General features: G+C 70.2%; 17 protein-coding genes. 10 read left to right on the forward strand and 7 right to left on the reverse strand.

From position 1 onward, the window contains the following. The 4 genes from AC07PV_RS02735 (at position 1) to AC07PV_RS02750 (ending at position 5748) form a co-directional block, all read left to right on the forward strand. Entirely contained in the window at positions 1–3201 is a 3201-nt protein-coding gene (locus AC07PV_RS02735; RefSeq protein ID WP_494629307.1) for an efflux RND transporter permease subunit, read from the forward strand. A gap of 25 nt (positions 3202–3226) precedes the next feature. Beyond that, the gene (locus tag AC07PV_RS02740; protein ID WP_218295046.1) at positions 3227–3940 is read left to right on the forward strand and encodes a protein-L-isoaspartate O-methyltransferase family protein; all 714 of its coding nucleotides are present in this window, start codon (positions 3227–3229) and stop codon (positions 3938–3940) included. A gap of 47 nt (positions 3941–3987) precedes the next feature. Beyond that, complete coding sequence (locus AC07PV_RS02745) at positions 3988–4329, forward strand: rhodanese-like domain-containing protein (RefSeq protein ID WP_218295047.1); 342 nt, start codon at positions 3988–3990, stop codon at positions 4327–4329. 84 nt (positions 4330–4413) lie between these two features. Continuing rightward, positions 4414–5748, forward strand: a complete 1335-nt coding sequence (locus tag AC07PV_RS02750) for a TolC family outer membrane protein (RefSeq protein ID WP_218338603.1) — start codon at positions 4414–4416, stop codon at positions 5746–5748. On the opposite strand, the gene AC07PV_RS02755 is transcribed toward AC07PV_RS02750, so the two are convergent. From AC07PV_RS02755 to AC07PV_RS02765, 3 genes are all read right to left on the reverse strand, one after another. After that, positions 5741–7102 carry a 3-deoxy-D-manno-octulosonic acid transferase gene (locus AC07PV_RS02755; RefSeq protein ID WP_494629309.1) on the reverse strand — a complete coding sequence of 454 codons (1362 nt, stop codon included), beginning with the start codon at positions 7100–7102 and terminating at the stop codon, positions 5741–5743. The two genes, AC07PV_RS02750 and AC07PV_RS02755, sit on opposite strands and share 8 nt — an antisense overlap. Next, entirely contained in the window at positions 7099–7884 is a 786-nt protein-coding gene (locus AC07PV_RS02760; protein WP_218338605.1) for a carbon-nitrogen hydrolase family protein, read from the reverse strand. Before AC07PV_RS02760 ends, AC07PV_RS02755 begins: the two co-directional genes overlap by 4 nt. A gap of 75 nt (positions 7885–7959) precedes the next feature. Next, complete coding sequence (locus AC07PV_RS02765) at positions 7960–9348, reverse strand: phosphomannomutase/phosphoglucomutase (protein ID WP_494629477.1); 1389 nt, start codon at positions 9346–9348, stop codon at positions 7960–7962. 144 nt (positions 9349–9492) lie between these two features. Here AC07PV_RS02765 and AC07PV_RS02770 point away from each other — a divergent pair, with 144 nt between their 5' ends. From AC07PV_RS02770 to AC07PV_RS02785, 4 genes are all read left to right on the forward strand, one after another. Continuing rightward, a complete protein-coding gene (locus AC07PV_RS02770; RefSeq protein WP_494629311.1) occupies positions 9493–11082 on the forward strand; it encodes a DNA-3-methyladenine glycosylase 2 family protein in 1590 nt (529 codons plus the stop codon). Between the two features lie 62 nt (positions 11083–11144). Further along, a complete protein-coding gene (locus AC07PV_RS02775) occupies positions 11145–11714 on the forward strand; it encodes a methylated-DNA--[protein]-cysteine S-methyltransferase (protein WP_369642435.1) in 570 nt (189 codons plus the stop codon). Beyond that, on the forward strand, positions 11711–12646 hold the full coding sequence (locus AC07PV_RS02780) for a DMT family transporter (protein WP_218295053.1): 936 nt from the start codon (positions 11711–11713) through the stop codon (positions 12644–12646). The genes AC07PV_RS02775 and AC07PV_RS02780 overlap by 4 nt, the downstream gene beginning before the upstream one ends. A 163-nt stretch (positions 12647–12809) precedes the next feature. After that, positions 12810–16664, forward strand: a complete 3855-nt coding sequence (locus AC07PV_RS02785) for an EAL domain-containing protein (protein WP_492253191.1) — start codon at positions 12810–12812, stop codon at positions 16662–16664. A 96-nt stretch (positions 16665–16760) separates the two neighbouring features. Here the strand turns inward: AC07PV_RS02785 and AC07PV_RS02790 are convergent, their stop codons facing one another. Further along, positions 16761–17927, reverse strand: coding sequence for a pyridoxal phosphate-dependent aminotransferase (locus tag AC07PV_RS02790; protein WP_218338609.1), 1167 nt, complete (start codon positions 17925–17927; stop codon positions 16761–16763). A 219-nt stretch (positions 17928–18146) separates the two neighbouring features. Further along, positions 18147–20042 carry a propionate--CoA ligase gene (locus AC07PV_RS02795; protein WP_494629313.1) on the reverse strand — a complete coding sequence of 632 codons (1896 nt, stop codon included), beginning with the start codon at positions 20040–20042 and terminating at the stop codon, positions 18147–18149. A gap of 340 nt (positions 20043–20382) precedes the next feature. On the opposite strand from AC07PV_RS02795, the gene chrA reads away from it, so the two are divergent. Then, positions 20383–21759 (forward strand): chromate efflux transporter, encoded by a 1377-nt coding sequence (gene chrA, locus AC07PV_RS02800; RefSeq protein WP_494629314.1) that lies wholly within the window; start codon positions 20383–20385, stop codon positions 21757–21759. A gap of 118 nt (positions 21760–21877) precedes the next feature. On the opposite strand, the gene AC07PV_RS02805 is transcribed toward chrA, so the two are convergent. Both AC07PV_RS02805 and AC07PV_RS02810 read right to left on the reverse strand, forming a co-directional pair. After that, positions 21878–22483, reverse strand: a complete 606-nt coding sequence (locus AC07PV_RS02805) for an isochorismatase family protein (RefSeq protein ID WP_218295058.1) — start codon at positions 22481–22483, stop codon at positions 21878–21880. 74 nt (positions 22484–22557) lie between these two features. Next, positions 22558–23697, reverse strand: a complete 1140-nt coding sequence (locus AC07PV_RS02810) for a PQQ-dependent sugar dehydrogenase (RefSeq protein WP_218295059.1) — start codon at positions 23695–23697, stop codon at positions 22558–22560. Between the two features lie 218 nt (positions 23698–23915). Between AC07PV_RS02810 and AC07PV_RS02815 the strand changes: the two genes are divergently transcribed. Beyond that, entirely contained in the window at positions 23916–24491 is a 576-nt protein-coding gene (locus tag AC07PV_RS02815; protein WP_218295060.1) for a C40 family peptidase, read from the forward strand. Positions 24492–24525: the final 34 nt, after the last annotated feature.

Below are 24525 nucleotides of genomic sequence, written 5' to 3' on the forward strand. Positions count from 1 at the left end.
ATGTGGTTCACCAAAGTCAGCCTCAAGAACCCCGTGTTCGCCACCATGGTGATGCTCGCCATCGTGGTGCTGGGCCTGTTCTCGTACCAGCGCCTGAAGGTCGATCAATTCCCCAACATCGACTTCCCGGTGGTGGTGGTCACCGTGGACTATCCCGGTGCGTCGCCGGAAATCGTCGAAAGCGAAGTCACCAAGAAGATCGAGGAAGGCGTCAACTCGATCGCCGGCATCAACGCCCTCACCTCGCGCAGCTATGAGGGCACGGCCGTCGTCATCATCGAGTTCCAGCTGCACATCGACGGCCGCAAGGCCGCCGAGGACGTGCGCGAGAAGGTGGCCACCGTGCGCCCCCTGCTGCGCACCGAGGTCAAGGAGCCGCGCGTGCTGCGCTTCGATCCCGCCAGCCGGGCCGTGTGGTCGCTGGCCGTGCTGCCGGACGACACGGCGGGCGCCACGGCCCGCAGTGCCGTGGAGCTGACCACCTGGGCCGAGCAGACGCTGAAGAAGCGCCTGGAGAACGTGCGCGGCGTGGGCGCCGTGAACCTGGTGGGCGCCACCAAGCGCGAAATCAACATCTACCTGAACCCGCAGGCGCTCGAAGCCTTCGGCGTGACGCCCGACCAGGTGACCAGCGCCGTGCGCAACGAGAACCAGGACCTGCCCGTAGGCTCCATCCGGTCCCTCGCGCAGGAGCGCGTGGTGCAGATCGATGCGCGCATGCAGCGCCCTGAAGATTTCGGCAAGATCATCGTCGCGCGCAAGAACGGTGCGCCCGTCCGCCTGGACCAGGTGGCCCGCGTGAACGACGGCGCGCAGGAAGTCGAAAGCCTGGCCCTGTACAACGGCCAGCGCACGCTGCTGCTGTCGGTGCAGAAGTCGCAGGGCGAGAACACCATCGAGGTGGTGGACGGCCTGACCGCCGCCGTGGCCGAACTCAAGAGCCAGTTGCCGCCCGGCGTGCGGCTGGAGACCATCGGCGACAGCGCCCGCCCCATCCGCGTGGCGGTGAACAACGTGCGCCAGACGCTGATCGAGGGCGCCATCCTCACGGTGCTCATCGTCTTCCTGTTCCTGAACTCCTGGCGCTCCACGGTGATCACGGGCCTCACCTTGCCCATCGCGCTGATCGGCACCTTCCTGTTCATGAACATGTTCGGCTTCACCATCAACATGATCACGCTGATGGCGCTGAGCCTGTGCGTGGGCCTGCTGATCGACGATGCCATCGTGGTGCGCGAGAACATTGTGCGCCACGTGCAGATGGGCAAGGGCGCTTACGACGCGGCGATGGACGGCACGCAGGAGATCGGCCTGGCCGTGCTGGCCACCACGCTGTCCATCGTGGCGGTGTTCATGCCCATCGGCTTCATGGGCGGCATCATCGGCAAGTTCTTTCACGAGTTCGGCATCACCATCGTCGCGGCGGTGATGATCTCGATGTTCGTGAGCTTCACGCTCGACCCCATGCTGTCGAGCATCTGGCACGACCCGAGCATCCACGCCCACGGGCAGAAGACAGAGCCTGTCACCTTCTACGACAAGACCATCGGCCGCGTCACGGGCTGGTTCGACCGGGCCACCGATGCGCTGGCCGAAGGCTACCAGCGCATCCTGCGCTGGTCGCTGGTGCACAAGCTGGCCACCGTGGGCATTGCGCTGGCCATCTTCGTGCTGAGCATTTTCATGGTGCCGCTGCTGGGCACCGAGTTCGTGCCCAAGGCCGACTTCTCTGAAACCACCGTCAATTTCTACACGCCGGTGGGCTCCTCGCTGGAAGCGACCGAGGCCAAGGCCCGGCAGGTGGAAGGCATCCTGCGCGAGATGCCGGAAGTGCGCTACACCCTGGCCACCATCAACACCGGCAGCGCGCAAGGCAAGATGTACGCCAATCTGTACGTGCGCCTGGTGGACCGCAAGGACCGCAGCCGCAGCGTGGACCAGATGTCGGACGTGCTGCGCGAGCGCCTCAAGACCGTGCCGGGCATCACCATCACCCACGTGGGCCTGCTCGATGCCGTGGGCGGCCAGAAGCAGGTGGAGTTCTCGCTGCAGGGCCCCGACCTGCAGGAGCTGGAGCGCCTGACCAGGATCGTCACGGACAAGATCCGCGACATCCCGGGCCTGGTGGACCTGGACACCAGTGCCAAGCCCGACAAGCCGGTGATCGCCCTCGATGTGCGCCGCGAGGCCGCCTCCGACCTCGGCCTGGCCGTGGCCCCCATGGCCGCCTCGCTGCGCACCTTGGTGGCAGGCACCACGGTGGGCAACTGGCGCGCTCCGGACGACCAGACCTATGACGTGAATGTGCGCCTGGCCCCCGAGGCCCGCACCGCCCCGGCCGACCTGGAGCGCCTGCCCTTCGCTCTGACGGCCGCCGACGGAACCACGCGCATCGTGCGCCTGAACCAGGTGGCCCGCGTGACCGAATCCACCGGCGCCAACCAGATCAACCGGCGCGACCTGACCCGCGAGGTGGCCGTGAACGCCAACGTGGCCCAGCGCTCGGCCGGCGAGGTGTCCAACGACATCAAGAAGGCGCTCGAGAGCGTGAGCTTCCCGCCCGGCTACCGCTACCAGTTCGGCGGCTCCACCAAGAACATGGCCGAGTCCTTCGGCTATGCCATCTCGGCCCTGGCCATGGCCATCATCTTCATCTACATGATCCTGGCGAGCCAGTTCAAGAGCTTTTTGCAGCCGCTGGCGCTCATGACCTCGCTGCCGCTCACGCTCATCGGCGTGGTGCTGGCGCTCCTGATGTTCCGCTCCACGCTGTCGATGTTCTCCATCATCGGCGTGGTGATGCTGATGGGCCTCGTGACCAAGAACGCCATCCTGCTGGTGGACTTCGCGATCCGCGCCCGCGAGGAACACGTGAACGACGAAGGCCGCACCGTGCCCGGCCTGCCCCGCGCCGACGCCCTGCTGCTGGCCGCGCGCGTGCGGCTGCGCCCCATCCTCATGACCACGCTGGCCATGATCTTCGGCATGGTGCCGCTCGCGTTCGCGCTGTCCGAGGGTTCCGAGCAGCGCGCGCCCATGGGCCAGGCGGTGATCGGCGGGGTGATCACCTCCTCGCTGCTCACGCTGGTGGTGGTGCCGGTGGTGTATTGCTACATGGACGATCTGGCGCAATGGGCCCTTCGCCGCATGGGCCGCGGCCGCCCCCTGGCCGGGGCCTCTAAAATCGAGGGTTTGTCCTGACCCACGCCTCCCCTGGAGAAATCCCATGAACATGCCTCTGAACACGTCCGCCAATACCAGCGACCCCGTCGCCCAGGCCCGCTACAACATGATCGAGCAGCAGATCCGTCCCTGGAACGTGCTGGACGCCGACGTGCTGGACCTGCTGGCGATCGTTCGCCGCGAAGATTTCGTGCCTCCGGCCTACCGCAACATGGCGTTCATGGACATTGAAGTGCCCCTGCTCGGCAATGACGCCGAAGAGGCCGTGCGCCTGGGCCACAGCATGCTGCAGCCGCGCGTCGAGGCGCGCATCCTGCAGGACCTGCAAATCAAGCCCACCGACCGCGTGCTGGAGATCGGCGCGGGCTCCGGCTACATGGCCGCCCTGCTCGCCCACCGCGCCGAGCGCGTGGTGTCCCTCGAGATCAACCCCGAGCTGGCCGAGATGGCCCGCGAGAACCTGCGCGACGCGGGCATCCAGAACGCCGACGTGCGCCAGGGCGACGGCGCCCGCGATGCCATCCCCGATGGCCCGTTCGACGTGATCGTGCTCAGCGGCTCGGTCGCCGAAGTCCCCACGGCCCTGCTGTCGCACCTGCGCGATGGCGGCCGCCTGGGCGCCATCGTCGGCGGCGAACCCGTCATGCGCTTCACCGTGACCCGCCGCGCCGGCGACCGTTTCGAGACGGTGTCGCCCTGGGACACCATCGCGCCGCGCCTCGTGAACTTCCCCGAGCCGTCCGGCTTCACGTTCTGACCCCGGCTCCCCGAGCCTTGCATCCTGAGTCCCCTTCGGAGTCCTGCATGATCGATCACGTCCGTCCCGCCCAGCTGTCCGCTTGGTTCGCCGCCGCCCCCGAAGGCGGCCAGCCCCTGGTGCTGGACGTGCGCGAGCCCTGGGAGCTGCAGACCGCCAGCGTGCGTGCGGACGGCTTCGAGCTGGCCGCCATCCCCATGGGCGAGCTGTCCGGGCGCCTGGCCGAGCTGAACCCCGCCCGCCCCATCGCCTGCCTGTGCCACCACGGCGCCCGCAGCCTGCGCGTGGCGGCCTTCCTGCAGCACCACGGTTTTGAGCAGGTGGCCAACATCACCGGCGGCATCGACGCCTGGTCGCAGGAAAGCGACCCCGCCGTGCCCCGCTATTGACGACGGCGGCGGCCGGACCGCCCGCAGCCACCGCGCCTGTTTTGCCCCATTTTCGACACGCAGACTCTTTTCCGAAGGACCTCCATGACACCGCTACGGCCCCTCTCCCTGTCCCTTCTGTCCCTGGCGCTCGGCGCGGCACTGTGTGCCCCGGCGCAAGCCCAGAGCCTGCTGGAACTGGTGGAATCGGCCCGCACCTATGACACGGCGTGGCAATCGGCCCGCGCCCAGCTCGATGCGGCGGCCCGCCGCGCCGACCAGGCCCGCGCGGGCCTGCTGCCCAGCGCCGGGCTCACGGCCGGGCTCAGCCGCGCCAATGTGGAGCTGAGCCGCCCGCCGGTGGAAAACACCGGCACCACGCAGACGCTGGGCATGCAGGCCTCGCAGCCGCTGTACCGCCCCGCCAACCGCATCACCCTCGAACAGGGCCAGCGTGGCGTGGATGTCGCCCAGGCGCAGCTGGATGCGGCCACGCAGGACCTGCTGGTGCGTGTGAGCCAGGCTTACTTTGACGTGCTCGCGGCGCAGGACACCCTGGCCTTCGTGCAGGCGCAGAAAGCCGCCGTGTCCGAACAGCTGGCGTCGGCCAAGCGCAACTTCGAGGTGGGCACCACCACCGTCACCGACTCGCGCGAAGCCCAGGCCCGCTACGACCTGGTGGTGGCGCAGGAAATCGCCGCCGAAAACGACCTGCGGGTGAAGCGCCTGGCGCTGGACCAGCTCGTGGGCATCACAGGCACCACCCCCAAGCCCCTGGCGCTGCCCGTGCCGCTGCCCTCCGTGCAGCCCGACAACGTGACCACCTGGGTGGATACCGCGCGCGACCAGCAGCCCGGCGTGCGCCAGGCCGCGATCGCGCTGGACATCGCCCGCCTGGAAACCAGGAAGGCCGAAACCGGCCATCTGCCCACGGTGGACCTGCAGGCGGGATACAACATCACGCGCAACCCGAACGGCACCATCACGTCGCCCGGCGTGAACAACCGCACCAACAGCGCCAGCGTGGGCGTGGCGTTCAACCTGCCGCTGTTCGCCGGCTTCTCGGTGCAAAACCGCATCAGGGAAACCCTGGCCCTGGAAGAAAAGGCCACGGCCGACCTGGAAACCACCCGCCGCAACGTGGCCCAGGCCACGCGCGCTGCCTTCTTTGGCGTGCAGTCCGGCCAGGGCCAGGTGCAGGCCCTGGAAGCGGCCGAGGCCTCCAGCCAGAGTGCGCTGGACGCGAACAAGCTGGGCTACCAGGTGGGGGTGCGCATCAACATCGACGTGCTGAACGCCCAGAGCCAGCTCTTCCAGACCAAGCGCGACCTGGCCCAGGCACGCTACAACGTGCTGCTGGGCACGCTCAAGCTGCGCCAGGCGGCGGGCACGCTGACGCAGCAGGACGTCGAGGCGATCAACGCCCTGCTCGTCAAGTAGAGGGAGACAGGGAAGCCCCGGCGGGCTGCACGATCGCGCGCACCGCCCGGGCCGTTGCCAGCGCCGCCCCACGGTGGTCGCTGGCGAAGCGGCCCGCACGTTCGCTGGCGGCCTGCTGGCGGCCGGCGTCCAGTGCCAGCGCCGCAGCGCACGCGATGCCGGCGGCCATGTCGGGCACGCGCTGCGCGGCGCCCGCCGCGCAGGCCCGCTCGGCCGCCTCCGCAAAATTGAAGGTGTGCGGCCCCAGCACCACCGGGCACCCGCCAGCAGCGGCCTCGATGAGGTTCTGGCCGCCCAGCGGCGCAAAGCTGCCCCCCAGCAAGGCCACGTCGGCCAGGCCGTAGTACAGCGCCATCTCGCCCAGCGAATCGCCCAGCCACACATCGGCCGCCTCGGGCCTGGCCGCCCAGGTGCTGCGGCGCGACACGCCGAGCCCGGCGCGCTGGAGCAGCTGGTGCACCTCGTCAAAACGCTGCGGGTGGCGCGGCACGATGAGCCACTGCACGTTACCTGCTTCGCCATTGATAGCTGCTGGCGCTTTGCCAGCAAGCGCTGGAGGTTGTTTTTGCTTGAAATTTTCCAGCCACATCGCCTCCTCGCCCTCACGGCTGCTGGCCAGCAGGACCACGGGGCGTCCCGCGCGCGCGCGCCAGGCGCGGCCCTGGGCGGTCTGGGCGGCGTCGGGCACCACATCGAACTTGAGGTTGCCAAACACGCCGCGCACCGGGGCGCCGATGGCCCGCAGGCGGGCCGCGTCGTCCTCGGTCTGGGCCCAGACGGCGGCCAGGCCGCCATAGGCCGGGCGCGCCAGCGGCGCCAGCCGCTGGGCCTTGCGCAGCGACGTGGCGTTGAAGCGCGCATTGGCCAGCACCAGGGGCACGCCGCGCCGCTGGCAGCCGGCCACCAGGTTGGGCCAGACCTCCGTCTCCATGAGGATGCCGATGGCCGGGCGGAACTTGCGCAGGAAACGTGCGACCGCGCCCGGCGTATCCCACGGTTGCCACACCTGCACGTCACCGGGGTGCAGCAGCCGCTCGCCCTCGGCCCGCCCCGTGGCCGTGCCGTGGGTGAGCAGCAGGCGCATGCCCGGCAGCTGTTCGCGCAGCTGCCCGAGCAGGATGCCGGCGGCGCGGGTTTCGCCCAGGGATACGGCATGGATCCAGACAAAGCGGCCGAGCGGGTCGGAGCTGCTGTGCGGCATGAGGCTGTCCATGGGCGCCGGGTAGCGGCCAAACCGCTCGCCCACCGCATGCCCATAGCCGGGCTCGGCCACCGCGCGGCGGCGCAGCTTGCGGCGCAGCAGCGGCTGCGCGCACCAGGTCACCAGCGAATACAGGGCCCGCGCGGCGTTCATACCGGAAGGGGCAGGTCCAGCACGCCGCCGCTCCAGCCGCTGTCGCCGCGCGCGGCCCAGACCAGGCAAGGCCGGTCGTGGGTGGCCGCGGCCACGCACCCGCCCCCGGGCTCCCAGACCGCGCTGCGGCCGGCGCTGGCGTAGCCGCCCGAGGCCCCGCTGTAGTTGGCCAGGAGCACGGCCATGCCGTGGTCCCGCGCATAGCCGCGCAGCAGGTCCGACTCGGGCCCGTAGCCTTTTTCGGAAATCAGCGCGCTGGCGGCATAGAGCACCGCGCCCGCCCCGTGCGCGGCGCGCGCATGCTCGGGGTGGGTGATGTCGGCGCAGATGGCCAGCCCCGTGGGTTCGCCGGCGAGCAGGTGCACCTGCGCGTCGTCCATTCCCGCGCTGGCGAATGACGCTTCGCTGGCATGCAGATGGCGCTTGCGGTACAGCGCCGCGCTGCCATCGGCGCCCAGCACCCATGCGCCGATGGAGGGCAGCAGCGCGCCCGGCGCCACGGGGGCCGCGGGCGCGCCCACCACCAGCGCCATGCCGTGGTCGCGCGCCGCCTGCCGCAGCGGCGCCAGCACGCCATGGTCGGCATCCAGCACCTGGGCGGCCAGCACCGCCGGCTCGTAGCCCGTGAGCGACAGCTCCGGAAACACCAGCACCTGCACCCCGTGGTGCGCCGCCACCCGCGCGAAGGCCAGGTGCGTCTGCACGTTGCGCGCCACGTCCCCGGGCACGGACGGCGACTGCGCGGCAGCGATGCGCAGGGGGGTGGACAGGTGCGAATTCACGGTCGGCGGATGGGCGAAAGGGTCAGGGAAAGTTCGGCGGGGCGAATGCGCCGTGCGGGCATCATCGCGCCCGGCTCAGTGGCTCGCGGCCCCCACGTGCGCACCAGGCTTCACGCGGTGCAGCAGGGCCAGCATGGCCGATTCGATGCGCGCCAGCGCCTCGCTCGTGTGGCCTTCGAAGCGCAGCACCAGCACGGGCGTGGTGTTGCTGGCACGGATCAGGCCAAAGCCGTCCGGCCAGTCCACGCGCAGCCCGTCGATGGTGCTGACCGTGGCGGGCGCCGCGAAGGTGCCGGCGGCCAGGGCCTGCAATTCGGCCGTCAGGCGGTGCGGCTCACCCTCGGCGCAGGCCACGTTCAGCTCGGGGGTGGAGAAACTCGTGGGCAGTGCGTTGAGCACGGCGCTCGGGTCGCTGCTCCTGCTCAGGATCTCCAGCAGGCGGCAGCCCGCATAGGTGCCGTCGTCGAAGCCGTACCAGCGCTCCTTGAAGAAGATGTGGCCGCTCATCTCACCGCCCAGCGGGGAGTTGGTCTCCTTCATGCGGGCCTTGATGAGCGAATGACCGGTCTTGAACATCACCGGCACGCCGCCGGCGGCCGCAATGGCGGGCGCCAGGCGCTGGGTGCACTTCACGTCGAAGATGATCTCGCCGCCGGGCACGCGCGAGAGCACGTCCTGCGCGAAAAGCATCATCTGGCGGTCGGGGAAGATGTTGGTGCCGTCCCTGGTCACTATCCCTAAGCGGTCGCCATCGCCGTCGAAGGCTAGGCCCAGTTCTGCATCGCTGGCCTTCAGGGCGTCGATCAGGTCGCGCAGGTTCTCCGGCTTGCTCGGGTCGGGGTGGTGGTTGGGGAAGTTGCCGTCCACCTCGGAAAAGAGCTCGATCACCTCGCAGCCCAGCGCGCGGAAGATGGCCGGCGCCGACGCACCGGCGATGCCGTTGCCGCAGTCCACCACCACCTTGAGCGGACGGGCCAGCTTGATGTCGCCCACGATGCGCGCGGTGTAGGCCGGCAGCACGTCCACATGCCGCACCGAACCGCCGGGCAGCAGCTGCCAGCTTTCCTGCTCCATGGTGCGGCGCAGGCCCTGGATCTCCTCGCCGTAGATGGCGCGGCCATTGAGCACCATCTTGAAGCCGTTGTAGTCCTTGGGGTTGTGGCTGCCCGTGACCTGAATGCCGCTTTGGCACAGTGTGCTGGCCGCGAAGTACAGCAGCGGCGTGGTCACCAGGCCCACGTCGATCACCTCGATGCCCGCCTCGACCAGCCCCTGGATCAGCGCGGCGGACATGACCGGGCCCGACAGGCGCCCGTCGCGCCCCACGGCCACCGTGGTCTGCCCTTCGGCGCGGGCGGCGGTGCCAAAGGCCCGGCCCAGGCCCAGGGCCACTTCTTCATTCAGGGTGGACGGCACGATGCCGCGGATGTCGTAGGCTTTGAAAATGGCGGGCGTGGGCTGCACGTAGGGGCCTTTCACGAAGAGGGTTGAAACGTCCGCAGCATTGTAGGCGGCCCCTTCCGCCTCCTTGCGCACGCCGCCCGGGGGCGCCGAGGCACATGTCCGAAAACGGCCAGTGCGCGCGCCGCCGGGGCCTATCATCCCGCCATGACATCGCCCCACCTGCCTTCCTCCACGGACACCGACATGGCCTCGGACGAGGGCCGCTATCTCGCCGTGCTGGCCCGGGACGCGCGCTTTGACGGACGCTTCTTCACCGGCGTGACCTCCACCGGCATCTATTGCCGCCCGGTGTGCGCCGTGCGCACGCCGCGCCGCGAGAACTGCCGCTTCTTCAGCCTTGCCGCCCAGGCCGAGAGCGCGGGCTTCAGGCCCTGCCTGCGCTGCCGGCCGGAGCTGGCGCCGCAGGCGCTGGTGTGGTCGGTGCAGGATGCCAGCGGCATCCTGGTGCAGCAGGCCGTGCGGCTGCTGGATGCGCCCGACCTCTGGCCGGCCCGGCCCACGCGGGGCGACAGCGGCGCCACCGTCGCCCGGCTGGCCGAACGCCTGGGCGTGAGCGACCGCCACCTGCGCCGCATCTTCGAGGCCGCGCTGGGCGTGTCGCCCCTGCAGTACCTGCAGACCCGGCGGCTGCTCACGGCCAAGCAGCTGCTCACCGACACCCCGATGCCGGTCACGCAGGTGGCGCTGGCCAGCGGCTTCGCGAGCGTGCGGCGCTTCAATGCGGCGTTCGCGGGGCACTACGGGCTCAATCCCACCCAGCTGCGGCGCAGCGGCGCGGGCCCCCTCAAGGCGGGCGCGTCCGGCACCGGCAGCACCTTGCGCCTGGCCTGGCGCCCGCCCTTCGACGTGGCGGCGCTGCTCGCGTTCTTCGAGCGGCGGCAGTTCCACGGCGTCGAATGGGTGCTGCCCCACGAGGCCACGCTGCGCCGCACCGTGCGCCTGCCGCCCGCCTGCACCGGCATGGCGCAGGAGACCACCGGCTGGTTCAGCGCGCGCTTCGACGTGGCCCGCCACCAGGTGCTGCTGCAGACCAGCGACAGCCTGTACCCGGTGCTGCCGCTCGTGATCCGCCGCGTGCGCGCCATGCTGGACCTGGACGCCGACCCGGCGGCCATCAACGCCGTGCTGCACCCGCACTTCCCGGGCGGCGACGGCCTGCGCGTGCCCGGTGCGTTCGACGGCTTCGAGCTGGCCGTGCGCGCAGTGCTGGGCCAGCAGATCACCGTGGCGGCCGCGCGCACGCTGGGGCAGCGGCTGGTGGAGCGGCTGGGCGAGCCCATCGCCACGCCCTGGCCCGGGCTGAACCGGCTGTTTCCCACGGCCGCCGCGCTCGCCGTGGCCAACGGCGACACCCTGGGCCAGCTGGGCATCGTGCGCCAGCGCCAGGCCGCCATCGTGGCGCTGGCCCGCGCCGTGGACAGCGGGGGCCTGGCCCTGCATGCCGGCGCCGATGTGGCCGCCACCACGGCCGCCCTGTGCGCCCTGCCCGGCATTGGCGACTGGACGGCGCAGTACATCGCCATGCGCGTGCTGCGCTGGCCCGATGCCTTCCCTGCCGCCGACGTGGCGCTGCACAAGGCGCTGGGTGTCCAGGGCCAGAAAAACCCGGCGCGCGCCGCCAGCGCGGCGTCCGAGGCGTGGCGCCCGTGGCGCAGCTATGCGGTGCTGCGCGCCTGGGCGGCGGGCACGGCGGAGCCCGCCATCCCGGCGCCTGAAACACTATCAAAACAATAGCTTTTCGCGCTGATCCAGCAAGCGCTGGCGGCCTGTTTTATTCAAAATCACCGAGATTCCCCATGCAATACCACCCCCACACCGTGCAGGCGCGGGCCAGCACCGCCCTTGGGCCGGTGCGCCTGGCCGCATCGCCCGCCGGCCTCTGCGGCGTCTGGTTCGAAGGCCAGCGCCACGAACCCGCCAGTTTTCTCCACGGCGGGCACGCCTGGGCCGAGGCGGCCGGCCATCCCGTGCTGCAGGCCGCCGCCAGCCAGCTGCAGCAGTACCTGCGGGGCGAGCGGCAGGCCTTCGATCTGCCGCTGGATCTCTCGGGCGGCACGCCGTTCCAGCAGGCGGTGTGGCGCGCCCTGCTGGCCATCGGCCGCGGCGGCACCACCAGCTATGGGCGCCTGAGCCAGCAACTGGGCCGGCCGCTGGCCGTGCGCGCCGTGGGCGCGGCCGTGGGGCGCAACCCGCTGAGCGTGGTGGTGCCCTGCCACCGCGTGCTGGGCGCGGACGGCAGCCTGACAGGCTACGCGGGCGGGCTGGACCGCAAGACGGCCCTGCTGACCATGGAGAATGCGCTCTTCGCGCCCCCGCGGCCGCCCGTGCCGGCGGGCGCCCTGCCCCCAGAGAAAGGCCATGAATGAACAGCCCGAACAGCCCGGGAACCCAACCCGTCACCACCTGGATCGGCGAATTCATCCTGCTGGCGGCGCTCTGGGGCGCCTCGTTTCTTTTCATGCGGCTGGGGGCGTCCGAGTTCGGCCCGCTGCCCACCGCCGGGCTGCGCGTGGCGCTGGCCACGGTGTTCCTGTGGCCCATCATGCTGCGCCAGGGCCATGGGCCCGCGCTGCGCAGGCACTGGCGGCCCATCATGTTCGCCGGGGTCATCAATTCGGCGATTCCGTTCGCGCTGTTTTCCTGGGCGGTGCTGCACCTCGCCACGGGCCTGACCTCGATCCTGAATGCCACCGTGCCCCTGTTCGGCGCGCTGGTGGCCTGGCTCTGGCTGGGCGACCGCATCAACCGCCTGCGCTGGGCGGGCCTGGCCCTGGGCTTCGTGGGCGTGGCGCTGCTCGCGTGGCGCGCGCCGGCCGGCACGGGTTTCAAGAGCGACAGCGCCGAATGGGCGATCGCGGCGTGCCTGCTGGCATCGTCCTTCTACGGCCTGTCGGCCAGCTTTGCGCGCCGTTTCCTCACGGGCATACCGCCCCTGGCCACCGCCACGGGCAGCCAGCTGGGCGCGGCGCTGGGCCTGGCCGTGCCCACCCTGTGGCTGTGGCCGGCGCAGATGCCGGGCCCCCGCGCCTGGGGCTGCATCGTCGCCATCGCGGTGCTGTGCACGGGCATCGCCTACATCCTGTACTTTCGCCTCATCGCCAGCGCGGGGCCCAGCCGGGCACTGGCCGTGACCTTCATCGCGCCCGTGTTCGCGGTGCTGTATGGCGCGATCTTCCTGGGCGAGCGCATCACGCCGTGGATGCTGGGCTGCGCGCTCGTCATCGTGTGCGGCACGATGCTGTCAACGGGGCTTATCAGGACACTGCGGCCGGGCCGGACGGCGCCGGAACAGCCATAAACTCGAGGAATGGTTTTTTCCCCGGGCCGCTGCGATCTGAGTCTTGCGTTGGACGGCGCGGGGCACCGCGCCGCCGCACACCACCCGGGCCGGTCGGCGCGGGCAGCGGTTTGCGCTGAAGCCGTCCCGGCCCCCTGGCCCTGCCTTTGCAGCGCGCTCCGCCATGGGTAACAACACGCTCCTGGCCGGCACGGTACTGATGACGCTGCTCCTGGTGCTGGAGTGGCTCCCGCCCCAGGAGGCGCTGCGGCCATCGCGGCGCACGCTCTGGCTGCTGGGCGTGGCGGGCGGCGCGGTGTCGGCGGTGTCGTTCACCGCGCTGCACTGGAATGCGCCCGAGCTGAGGCTGGTGGCCTATCCCACCGTGGCCGCCTTCATGGGACTTTATTTCGGCGGCCTGCCGGCCGCCATCACCGCCCTGGTGGCGCTGCTGGCCGTGGTCGCGACGGCCCCCTCCGCCACCCCGCCCGCCGTGCTGGTGCTGGGCGCCACGTGGCTGCTGGCATGGCTGTGGCGGCGCATGGCCCGGCGCCTGCCCCTGCGCCCGGCGGCATGGATCGCGCTGGTGGGCCTGGCCATCACCCTGCCCCTGGTGGTATCGGCCTGCCTCTGGCTCGCGAACCTCGCGCCGCCGGCCGGGGCCCCGTGGCCGACAAGCCTTCCCTGGCACCATGGCGCGGGCGTTCTGATGCTGGGCGTGGGCCGCCTGCTGCTGGCCAGCAAGGCCCGCGCGGAGCTGGCGCGCACCAGCACCCAGCAAGCCCTGGTGCAGCGCGAACAGCAGTTGCAGCTGGCCATGGACTCCCTGGGCGGAGGCCGGTGGGAATGGGACGTGGTCCAGCGCCAGTTCCGCTGCCACGGCCGGTTCTACGAGGCGTTTGGCATCAGCTGCGACGACGCGGACGCCCAGGGCCTGTGGGAGCGCTGGTATGCGCTGCGCCACCCCGCCGACGCCCAGCGCAACGCCGCCCGGCTGGCGCGGGCCATGGACGGGCTGGACGAGACGTACGAAGCGGAATTCCGCGTGATGGACACGCGCGGCCAGTGGCGCTGGCTGATGTCGCGCGGCGCCGTGGCCCGCCGCGATGCGGGCGGGCGCCCGCTCAGCCTGATCGGCATGGACGTGGACATCACGGCCCACCGCGAGGTGGAGGACGCTCTGCGCTCCTCGGAGGCCAAGTACACCACCTTCTACCAGACGCTCCCCGATCCCGCGGGCATCTCGCGCATCTCCGACGGGCGCTACATCGACGTGAACCCCGCCTTTTGCGAGGTGCTGGGCCGCCCGCGCGACGAGGTGATCGGGCGCACGTCCTCCGAGCTGAAGATCTGGGCCTCCGAGCAGGAGCGCGCACGGCTGGTGGACACCTTCCGCCGCGAGGGCAAGGTGGACCGCCTGCCGCTGGTGGCCCAGCGCGACGGAATCCGCATACCGGGGCTGATGTCGGCACGCTCCGTGCTTGTGGATGGCGAAAACTGTTTTGTCTTCGTTTTCCACGACATGACCGAAGCCCACCGCGCCAGCGACGAACTGCGCGCCCTCAACAGCCTGCTGCAGCAGGCGGGCCGTCTGGCCCGTCTGGGCGCCTGGGAGGACGAGCGCGGCAAGGGCCTGGTCTACTGGTCGGACGTGTGCTTCGACATCCATGGCCTGGCGCCCGGCTCCCCGCTGCCGCACGACTACATCGACCGCCACGTGGCCCCCGCCTACCGGGAACCCCTGCGCGACCGGTTCCGCCAGAGCATCCTCGAGCGCGCCGAGTGGAGCATGGAGATGGAGGTGCTGCACACCGACGGGCGGCTGGTCTGGGTGCGCGCGCGGGGCGAGCCCGTCATCGAGAACGGCCGGGTCACCCGCGTGCGCGGCGTGATGCAGGACATCGACGAGGCCAAGCGCGCCGAGCAGCGCCTGCGCCAGTCCGAGGAGCGCTTCTCGCGCATCTTTCACCTCATGCCCTACCCCATGGGCCTGTCGCGCCGCATGGACGGGCGCTACGTGGACATCAACCCCGCCTGGGTGGAGATGCTGGGCATCCCGCGCGAGGAGGCCATCGGCCGCACCGCCATCGAGCTGGGCATCTTCACCGCCGACGACCGCCAGCGCCTCATGGATGCGGTGGCGCGCTCCGGCCAGCTCAACAGCTACGAGGTGAAGCTGAACGTGCGCGGCGGCCCGCCGCGCACCGTGCTGCAGTCCATGCGGGCGACCGAATTCGACGGCGAACCCTGCTGGCTGTTCTCGGTGCACGACATCACCGACCGCAAGCGCGAGGAAGAGCAGGTGCGCGAACGCGAGGCGCTGCTCTCGCTCACCATCTCGGCCGCGTCGCTGGGCCTGTGGGACTGGAACCTGCAGACCGGCACCGTCACGGGGGACAGCCGCTGGCGCGCGATGCGCGGCCTGCCCGCATCGCAGGGCCCCTTCGGCGCCACGCAGTGGACCAGCGGCATCGCCCCCGACGACATCGACCGCATCACCACCGAGGTCGCCCGCCACACCGCCCACCCCGGCACGCCGTTTGACGCCACCTGGCGCGTCAACCAGAGCGAGGCCGGCGACGATGCCGTGCGCTGGGTGCGCAACCTGGGCAAGATCGTCGGCCTTGACGCCATGGGCCGCCCCGAACGCATGCTGGGCGTGGCGATCGACGTGACGCCCCAGCGCGAACAGGAAGTGCTGCTGCAGCGGCTGGCGCTGTTCGATGCCCTCACCGGCCTGCCCAACCGCGTGCTGCTGGCGCGCAAGCTGCAGGAATGCATGGACCAGGCGCGTGCAAACGGCACGCAGCTGGGCGTGGCCTACCTGGACCTGGACGGCTTCAAGCCCGTGAACGACCGGCTGGGCCACGGCGCGGGCGACCGCCTCCTGGTGGTGGTGGCCGGCCGGCTCACGCGCGCGCTGCGTCCGCTCGACTGCGTGGCCCGCCTGGGGGGCGACGAGTTCGTGATCCTCATGCCCGGGCTGGACTCGGCCAACGGTTGCGAAGCCATGCTCCACCGCGTGATGGAAAGCATCTCGGCCCCCTACACGCTCGACGCCGAGCGCGTGGTGGTCACGGCCAGCATCGGCTACACGGTGTTCCCGCAGGACGACGCCGATGCCGATGCCCTGCTGCGCCATGCCGACCAGGCCATGTACGCCGCCAAGCAGGCCGGGCGCAACCGCTTCCACCAGTTCGATGCCGCCCAGGAGCGCGCCCTGCAGCTGCTGCGCGCGCAGGGGCGCCACCTGCGCGACGCGCTGGCCGATGCCCAGTTCACCCTGTACCTGCAGCCCAAGGTGGACATGAAAAGCGGCGCCGTGGTGGGCGCCGAAGCCCTTGCGCGCTGGCAGCACCCGCAGCGCGGCCTGGTGCCCCCCGGCGAATTCCTGCCGCTGCTGGAGGGGACCGAGCTGGAGATCGGGTTCGGCGAATGGGTGGTCGAGGCCGCGCTCTCCATCCTGGAGGAACTGCAGGCGCGCGGCATGGCCCTGCCGCTGAGCGTCAACATCGCCGCCCAGCACCTGCAGCGCCCCGACTTCGCCGACTGGATGGCCCGGTGCATCGCGCGCCACCCCGGCGTGCCCGGGCACCTGGTGGAAATCGAGATCACTGAAAGCGCAGCGCTGTACGACCTGGCGGCCGTGGCGCACACCCTGACCGCGCTGCGTGGGCTGGGTGTGGTGGTGTCGCTGGACGATTTCGGCACCGGCTACTCGTCGCTGACTTACCTGCGCCGCCTGCCCATGGACACGCTCAAGATCGACCAGAGCTTCGTGCACGGCATGATGGGCGATCCGGGCGATCTGGCCATCGTGCAGGGCGTGATCGGCCTGGCGCGCTCGTTTGGCTACCGCGTGATCGCCGAAGGCGTGGAAACCATCGAGCAGGGACAGATGCTGCTGCAGCTGGGCTGCACCCAGGCGCAGGGCTATTGCATCGCGCGGCCCATGCCGCTGGCGGACTTCACCGGCTGGGCGGCCCAGTGGCAGCTGCCATCGGGCTGGCAGCGGCAGGCCCAGGGAAGTTTCAGGTAAAAACCGCGCAAGCGCTTTTCAGGCAAGCGCATGAAGCTATTAAAAATATAGCAAACTGCACCGGGCACGCTGCTGCCACGTGCACTCTGCCCTCCATCAACCCCGGCTGGACCGCGCCAGCCAGGCCTGCAGGCGCTCCACGCCCGCCTCCAGCCGCGCGGGGTCCCTGGAGGCAAAACACCAGCGCAGCCAGCCCTGGGCCTCGGGCGCGAACGCATTGCCCGGCGCCAGGCCCAGGCCGGCCTCGCTCACCAGCCGCTGGGCGACCGCCAGCGAATCGTCAAAGCCGTGCAGGCGGAAGAAGGCGTACATGCCGCCGAGCGGGCTGGCCACCTCCACCTGCGGCAGTGCGGCCAGGCGGGGCAGCAGCGTGTCGCGGCAGCGGCGCATGCGCGCCACCAGGGGCGGCGTGATCTCGCCCGCATGCTCCAGCGCCGCCAGGCCCGCGCGCTGGGTGAACACGCTGGCGCAGGAGGTGTTGAATTCGATCAGCTTGCCCACGGCGTCCACCAGCGCGGGCGGCAGCACGAGCCAGCCCAGGCGCCAGCCGGTCATCAGGAAGCTCTTGGAAAAGCTCTGCACCACGATGAGCCGGTCCTCGGGCGCGGCGATGTCCAGGAAACTCGGCGCGCAGCCGTGGGGGGTCGCCTCGTAGTACAGGCGTTCGTACACTTCGTCCGCCAGCACCCAGGTGCCGGTGCGCCGGCAATGGTCCAGGATGGCCTGCTGCTCCGCGCGCGTGAGCGTCCAGCCCGTGGGGTTGTTGGGTGCGTTGACGATGAGCAGTCGTGTGGCCGGCGTGATGGCGTCGAGCAGCACCTGCAGGTCCAGCGTCCAGGCACCGCCCTCGGCGCGCAGCGGCACGCACCGCACACGGGCACCCAGCACGGCGGGCTGGGCCGTGAGGTTGGGCCACACGGGCGTGACGGCCACGACCTCGTCCCCCGCATCGAGCAGCGCCTGCATGGCCACCATCAGCGCGCTCACGCCCCCCGAGGTCACGGCGATCCGTTCCGCACCGATGGGGCCATGCAGCGCGCTGGCGTAGGCGGCTATCGCCTGGCGCAGCTCGGGCAGGCCGAGGTTGTGGGAGTAGAAGGTCTCGCCCCGCTGCAGGGACTCGATGGCCGCCTGGCGCACGGGCTCGGGCGTGACCTCGTCGCTTTCGCCGAACCAGAAGGCCAGGACGTCGGCCCGGCCCATGCCGGCGTTGGCGACTTCACGGATCTTGGAGGCTTCGAGGTTTTCTACGGCGAGGCGCATGGGGTGGTCCTTGGAAAGCGCAGGAGTGGCGATGGTCGAGCATAGCGCCAGCTGGAGCGGGGCGGCGCCTTGATGGGAGGCGGCTCGGGTGCAGGGGCGGAAGCCGGGATGTCGCCCCGGCCTCCGCCTTCAAACCAGGCACGCGATCAGATCAGCACACAAACCCAGCAGGCTCCGACAAGCTCAGCCCAAACAACCCAGAAGAACCGTCGAGCCCGTTCACTCCCCCACCAGTTCCCGCACCTGCTGCAGCGCCGCCGGATCCTCCATCGTCGTCAGGTCTCCCGGATCCCTGCGCTCGGCCACCGCCTGCAATGCCCGCCGCAACAGCTTGCCGCTGCGCGTCTTGGGCAGCACGCTCACGAAGTACACGCGCGAGGGCCTCGCCACGGCACCCAACTGGCTGTCCACCTGCTTCATGACCTCGCCCTCGAGCTTCAGGCGCGCGGCATCGGTGTCGAGTCCGCTCGCATCGCGGGCCACGGCAAAGGCCATGGCCACCTGGCCCTTGAGCGCATCCGCCACGCCCACCACGGCCACTTCGGCGATGTTGGGGTGCGCGGCAATGCTCTCCTCGATCTCGCGCGTGCCCAGGCGGTGGCCCGCGACGTTGATCACGTCGTCGGTACGGCCCAGGATGAAGTGGTAGCCATCGGCATCGCGGATGCCCCAGTCGAAGGTGCTGTAGATCAGTCGGCCAGGGATGCTCTTCCAGTAGGTGTTGACGAATCGCGCGTCGTCGCGCCACACGGTCTGCATGCAGCCGGGGGGCAGCGGGCCCTCGATGGCGACCACGCCCTTCTGGCTCTCGCCCGCCAGCTCCTGGCCCGTGGCTTCGTCGATGAGCTTCACGTCATAGCCGTACATCGCCTTGCCCGGGCTGCCGAAGCGCGTGGTTTGGGGTTCCACGCCATTGGCCAGCGTCAGGATGGGCCAGCCGGTTTCGGTCTGCCAGTAGTTGTCGATGATGGGCACCGAGAGCGCGTCGCTGATCCACTGGGCCGTGGGCTCATCGAGCGGCTCGCCGGCCAGCCACAGGGCCTTGAGGCTTTTCACGCTGTATCTGGCCAGGTAGGCAGGGTCCTGCTTCTTGAGCACCCGCACCGCCGTGGGCGCCGAGAACATGTGGGTGACCTGGTACTTCTCGACAATGCTCCACCACACGCCCGCGTCGGGGCGCGTGGGCAGGCCCTCATACATGATGGTGGTCATGCCCGCGATGAGCGGGCCGTAGATGATGTAGCTGTGCCCCACCACCCAGCCGATGTCGCTGGTCGCGAAATACACCTCCCCCGCCTTCGCGTCAAAGATGTGCTTCATGCTGGCCGCCAGCGCCACCGTGTAGCCACCGGTGTCGCGCTGCACGCCCTTCGGCTTGCCCGTGGTGCCGCTGGTGTAGAGCGTGTAGCTGGGGTGCGTGGACTCGACCCATTCGCAGGGGACCACGGTGGCCAGGTGCTTTTCGCGCAGCGGTGCCCAGTCGTGGTCGCGCCCGGGCTGCAGGTGCATCGGCGCCAGGCCTCGGTTGACCATGAGCACGGCGGCGGGCTTGTGCCTGGAGAGCGCGATGGCCTCGTCCAGCAGCGGCTTGTAGGGCACGACCTTGCCGCCGCGCGAGCCCGCATCGGCGCTGACCACGGCCACGGGTTCGGCGTCCTCGATGCGCGAGGCCAGCGAGCCCGAGGCAAAACCGCCAAACACCACCGAATGCAGTGCGCCAATGCGCACGCAGGCGAGCATGGCGAACGCCGCCTCGGCGATCATGGGCATGTAGATGAGCACGCGGTCGCCCTTCTTCACGCCCAGCGACAGCAGCACGGCCGCCATGCGCTGCACCTCGGCGTGCAGCTCGGCAAAGCTGTAGCTGCGCTCTGTGCCGGTTTCGGTGGAGATGGCCACCAGCGCGGGCTGGCTGGCGCGCGTGGCGAGGTGGCGGTCGACCGCGTTGTGGCACAGGTTGGTGGTGCCGCCCACGAACCACCGGGCAAACGGCGGGTTGCTGTAGTCGCACACCTGCTGGGGCGGGGTCTGCCAGTCGATCAGCCGGGCCTGCTCGGCCCAGAAGGCGTCGCGGTGATCAATGGACTGGCGGTAGAAATCGGCGTAGCGGCTCATCGTGGTGTCTCCTCGGCATCTCTTCCGGCCCGCCTGGATGGCAGGTTTTGAATTCATAATTATTCATGACGGGCTTGCGGCAAACTGACGCAACCGGCAGGGAACACCGCGCCACGCCCTGCGCGCCCTCCCTTCCAGGCCCCCTCCCATCCACCGTGCGCAGGGGTCCGGGCGCAGGAAGAACCCCTCGGCGGCAGGGACGGCGCGCCGCCGGATGGCGGCGCGGAAACAACGGTGGGCCCCGGACCGTCACGGGTTGGGCGGATACTCGCGCGCTGCATGCATTCGCGCATGCAGCGCGCAACCCCCATCGAGACGTCCCGCCCAGAACTTTCATGCCATGACCTCCGCGCACCCTGCCCCGCCGCCGGACGAGACGGCCGCCACCAGCCCTGCCCCGGTTCCTTTCGCCGAGGCTTTCCGCTTCTGGCTCAAGCTGGGCTTCATCAGCTTTGGCGGGCCCGCCGGACAGATCGCGATCATGCACACCGAACTGGTGGAGCGGCGGCGCTGGATCAGCGAACAGCGCTTTCTGCACGCGCTCAACTACTGCATGCTGCTGCCCGGCCCCGAGGCCCAGCAGCTGGCGACCTACATCGGCTGGCTCATGCACCGCACCTGGGGCGGCATCGTGGCGGGTGCGCTGTTCGTGCTGCCCTCGCTGTTCATTCTGGTGGCGCTGTCGTGGGTGTACCTGCGTTTTGGCGATGTGCCGGCGGTGGCGGGCGTGTTCTATGGCATCAAGCCCGCCGTGACGGCGCTGGTGCTGCATGCCGCGCACCGCATCGGCACCCGCGCGCTCAGGAACCGGTGGATGTGGGGCATCGCGGCTGCGTCCTTCGTGGCGATTTTTGCGTTCCACGCCCCCTTCCCCGCCATCGTCCTGGCGGCGGGCCTCATCGGCCACTTCGGTGCCCGGCGCTGGCCGGCGGTGTTCGCCCTGGGGGGCGGGCATGCGGGCGCGGCCAGGGGCTACGGCCCGGCCCTGATCGACGACGACACCCCGACACCGGCGCACGCCCGCTTCTCGCGCGGCCACCTGGCCAGGGTGCTGGGGGCGGGCCTGGCCCTGTGGCTGGCGGCCATGGCGGTGCTGGTGGCCACGCAGGGCTGGGAAGGCACGCTCACCCAGATGGGCTGGTTCTTCACCAAGGCCGCGCTGCTGACGTTTGGCGGCGCCTACGCCGTGCTGCCCTATGTGTACCAGGGCGCGGTCGAGCACTACCAGTGGCTCAATGGCCCGCAGATGATCGATGGCCTGGCGCTGGGCGAGACCACTCCGGGTCCGCTCATCATGGTGGTGGCCTTCGTCGGTTTCGTGGGAGGCTGGCTGCAGCAGGTGTGGGGGCCCGATGCGCTGTTCGCGGGCGCGGCGGCTGCGGCCGTGGTGGTGACCTTCGTCACCTTCCTGCCATCGTTCATCTTCATCCTGGCCGGCGGCCCGATGGTGGAGGCCACCCATGGCAGGCTGGGCTTCACCGCGCCGCTGTCCGCCGTCACCGCCGCCGTGGTGGGCGTGATCCTGAACCTGGCGCTGTTCTTTGCCTACCACCTGCTGTGGCCCCAGGGCTTTGGCGGCGCGTTCGATGCGATCTCTGCCGTGATTGCCCTGGGAGCGGGGGTGGCGTTGTTCCGCTTCAAGGCCGGCGTGCTGCCATTGCTCGGTGGCTGCGCGGCGGTCGGGCTCGCGGTGACACTTCTCAAGCCTTGGCTGTGACCTGAGCCCATGGGAGGCTGGCGCGCCCCCGGCTTCGGCGCCGCTGATTTGCTATGTTTTTTATAGCTTCCGGCGCATGAAGGGAAAGCGCCAGCGCCCCAAAAGACCTGATGCCGGGCTACTTGATCAGACCGAGCACATCCTTGAAGGCCGGGTGCTCGCAGCTGCCCAGCCATTCAAACGCCACCATCTCGGTCGTCACCAGTTCCGCCCCCGCGCCGGCCAGGCGGTCGAAGGCCGCGTCGCGGTTGCGCTCCGTGCGCGAGCCGCAGGCATCGGTCACGACCCAGACCTCGAATTCGTCGTCGATCAGGTCCAGCGCGGTCTGCAGCAGGCAGACGTGCGCCTCGCACCCGGCGATGACGATGGTGCCGCGCTCGGCGCCCTGTGCGGTGGCGGGTTTCTGCAGGTGCTTGGGCAGGCTGCGCGCGTTGCCGCCCTGAGGCTTCGCGGGCGGGCGCAGCCATTCGCCCAGGCCTTCCTCGGCCGCGCTGAAATGCATCTTGGCCAGCGTTTTCTGGCACAGGGCGCGCAGCGCGGCATCATTGGCGCCCAGGCGTGAGGGATTCTGCTCCGTGCCCCACACGGGCACCTCCAGCATGCGCGCGATCTCGGCCAGGCGGCGGGCATTGGCCAGCACGGCAGGGCCCTCGAAGATCGCGGGCATCAGGCGCTCCTGGTAGTCGACCAGGACGAGTTGGGATTCAGTGGCGTCAAGCAGCATGGTGTGGACCGCTCCGGGCGGCCGGATTCTCTGGAAGTGGGGCATTGTCGCAGCCCCGCCGGCGCGCCCGCCGATCAGGAGGGCTGCAGGCGCAGCAGCTGGCCCTGCGGGCTGTCGGTCAGCAGGTAGATCAGGCCGTCTGGCCCCTGGCGCACGTCGCGGATGCGCTCGCCCTGGCCCTGCAGCAGCTTTTCCTCGCGCAAGACCTTGCCCGGGGCGACTTCCAGCCGGTGCAGGGTGCCGAACTTGAGAGACCCCACGAACAGGCTGCCCTGCCACGCCGCGCCGTAGCGCGCGCTGGTGAGGAACGCCATGCCCGAGGGCGCAATCGACGGCACCCAGTAGTGCAGCGGCTGCTCCATGCCCGCCTTGGCCGTGCCTTCACCCATCCTGCCGCCCCCGTAGTTCTCGCCGTAGGTGATCACGGGCCAGCCGTAGTTGCGGCCGGGCCGGGGCAGGTTGATCTCATCGCCCCCCTGGGGGCCGTGCTCGTGCATCCACAGCTGGCCGTCAGGGCCCAGGGTGGCGCCCTGGGGATTGCGGTGGCCGTAGCTCCAGATCTCCGGCAAGGCGCCCGCGCGCTGGCGAAACGGGTTGTCGGCCGGCACCGCACCGTCCGGGGTGATGCGCACGATCTTGCCGTGGTGGTTGTCGAGCCTTTGCGCATCGTCCTTGCGCTGGTAGCGCTCGCCCAGCGCCAGGAACAGGTTGCCGTCCGCCGCCTGCACGATGCGGCAGCCGAAATGCTGGGCGCTGGCCACCTTGGGCTGCTGGCTGAAGAGGACCTTGACCTCCTGCAGGCTGCGCGCATCCGCGGACAGCGTGGCCCGTGCCAGCGCCGTGCTGTTGCCGGACGCGCCACCCGGGGCGGGCTCCGAAAAGCAGAAGAAGATACGGCGGTTGCGGGCGAAGTCGGCATCGGTCACCACGTCCAGCAAGCCGCCCTGCCCGCCCGCGGCGACGGCCGGCACGCCCGCCAGCGCGGGCCCCACCTGCCCGCCCGCGCTGACCACCCGCATCCGGCCCCGCCGCTCGGTGACGAGAAACTGCCCTTCGGGCAGGAAGGCCACGGCCCAGGGGTGTTCCAGCCCCCGTGCCACGGTTGCCACGGACACGCCCGGCGGCGTGCCCTGGGCGGAAACACCGCCATGGTGGGCGCCCGCCACGGCCCAAAGCGCCGCCAGGCAGGCCCGCGCGGCCCGCGAAAGGGGCATTTTCCGTGTCCATTCCATCTCGTGGCGCTCCTGAAAAAGTTGAACACCATACCCCCAGAGCCACCGCCCGGCCAGGCCTGACATGGCGGCCCTCCACGGCGGCGCAGCCGAGGATTCCCTCCGGCAAATCCCTGCTCGGGATTTACTTGAACGAAATCAACAGCTTGCACAGGTGATTATTTTTGATAAGTAAGCATACCGTGGTACCCTTCGCCCCCATGTCCCGATGGCTTTGCACCCTCCTCCTGGTCTGCGCAACCTCTGCCCAGGCTGCGCCGCAAGCGGCAAACCCCGACGATATGGACCGGTTCATCACCGACAAAGGCCTGCTCACGCGGCTGGAGGACGTGAGCCACCGGGTGGCCGACAAGGCCCATACGGTGGCGGACCGCGCGTCCGGGCTCGTGGTGAACGCCATGGGATTCCTGGGCGTACCGTACAAGCGGGGCGGAAACAGCGCGGAAACCGGCTTCGACTGCAGCGGCTTCGTGCGGGCCATGTACGAGCAGACCGTGGGCCTGCTGCTACCCCGCCGGGCCGACCAGCAGGCTGCCGCCACCCAGGTCATTGACAAGAAGGAACTTCAGCCCGGGGATCTGGTGTTCTTCAACACCATGCGCCGCAACTTCAGCCATGTGGGCATCTACGTGGGGGACAACAAGTTCATCCACGCTCCCCGCAGCGGCGCCGAAATCCGCGTGGAAGACATGGGCGTGGCTTACTGGGCACGCCGCTTCAACGGCGCCCGCCGCGTCGCGGGCTCGGGCAGCGACGACCTCGCGCAAGCCAAATAGCAACCACGCCGCTCGCCCGGCCAGGATGTCCCCT

Source organism: Acidovorax sp. GW821-FHT09A11, assembly GCF_059418365.1.

What these genes read in the sequence shown, in the direction of transcription:
- AC07PV_RS02735 (WP_494629307.1), top strand. Translation starts at nt 1, where the DNA reads ATGTGGTTCACCAAAGTCAGCCTCAAGAACCCCGTGTTCGCCACCATG.
- AC07PV_RS02740 (WP_218295046.1), top strand. Translation starts at nt 3,227, where the DNA reads ATGAACATGCCTCTGAACACGTCCGCCAATACCAGCGACCCCGTCGCC.
- AC07PV_RS02745 (WP_218295047.1), top strand. Translation starts at nt 3,988, where the DNA reads ATGATCGATCACGTCCGTCCCGCCCAGCTGTCCGCTTGGTTCGCCGCC.
- AC07PV_RS02750 (WP_218338603.1), top strand. Translation starts at nt 4,414, where the DNA reads ATGACACCGCTACGGCCCCTCTCCCTGTCCCTTCTGTCCCTGGCGCTC.
- AC07PV_RS02755 (WP_494629309.1), bottom strand. Translation starts at nt 7,102, where the DNA reads ATGAACGCCGCGCGGGCCCTGTATTCGCTGGTGACCTGGTGCGCGCAG.
- AC07PV_RS02770 (WP_494629311.1), top strand. Translation starts at nt 9,493, where the DNA reads ATGACATCGCCCCACCTGCCTTCCTCCACGGACACCGACATGGCCTCG.
- AC07PV_RS02775 (WP_369642435.1), top strand. Translation starts at nt 11,145, where the DNA reads ATGCAATACCACCCCCACACCGTGCAGGCGCGGGCCAGCACCGCCCTT.
- AC07PV_RS02780 (WP_218295053.1), top strand. Translation starts at nt 11,711, where the DNA reads ATGAACAGCCCGAACAGCCCGGGAACCCAACCCGTCACCACCTGGATC.
- AC07PV_RS02785 (WP_492253191.1), top strand. Translation starts at nt 12,810, where the DNA reads ATGGGTAACAACACGCTCCTGGCCGGCACGGTACTGATGACGCTGCTC.
- AC07PV_RS02790 (WP_218338609.1), bottom strand. Translation starts at nt 17,927, where the DNA reads ATGCGCCTCGCCGTAGAAAACCTCGAAGCCTCCAAGATCCGTGAAGTC.
- AC07PV_RS02795 (WP_494629313.1), bottom strand. Translation starts at nt 20,042, where the DNA reads ATGAGCCGCTACGCCGATTTCTACCGCCAGTCCATTGATCACCGCGAC.
- chrA (WP_494629314.1), top strand. Translation starts at nt 20,383, where the DNA reads ATGACCTCCGCGCACCCTGCCCCGCCGCCGGACGAGACGGCCGCCACC.
- AC07PV_RS02805 (WP_218295058.1), bottom strand. Translation starts at nt 22,483, where the DNA reads ATGCTGCTTGACGCCACTGAATCCCAACTCGTCCTGGTCGACTACCAG.
- AC07PV_RS02810 (WP_218295059.1), bottom strand. Translation starts at nt 23,697, where the DNA reads ATGCCCCTTTCGCGGGCCGCGCGGGCCTGCCTGGCGGCGCTTTGGGCC.
- AC07PV_RS02815 (WP_218295060.1), top strand. Translation starts at nt 23,916, where the DNA reads ATGTCCCGATGGCTTTGCACCCTCCTCCTGGTCTGCGCAACCTCTGCC.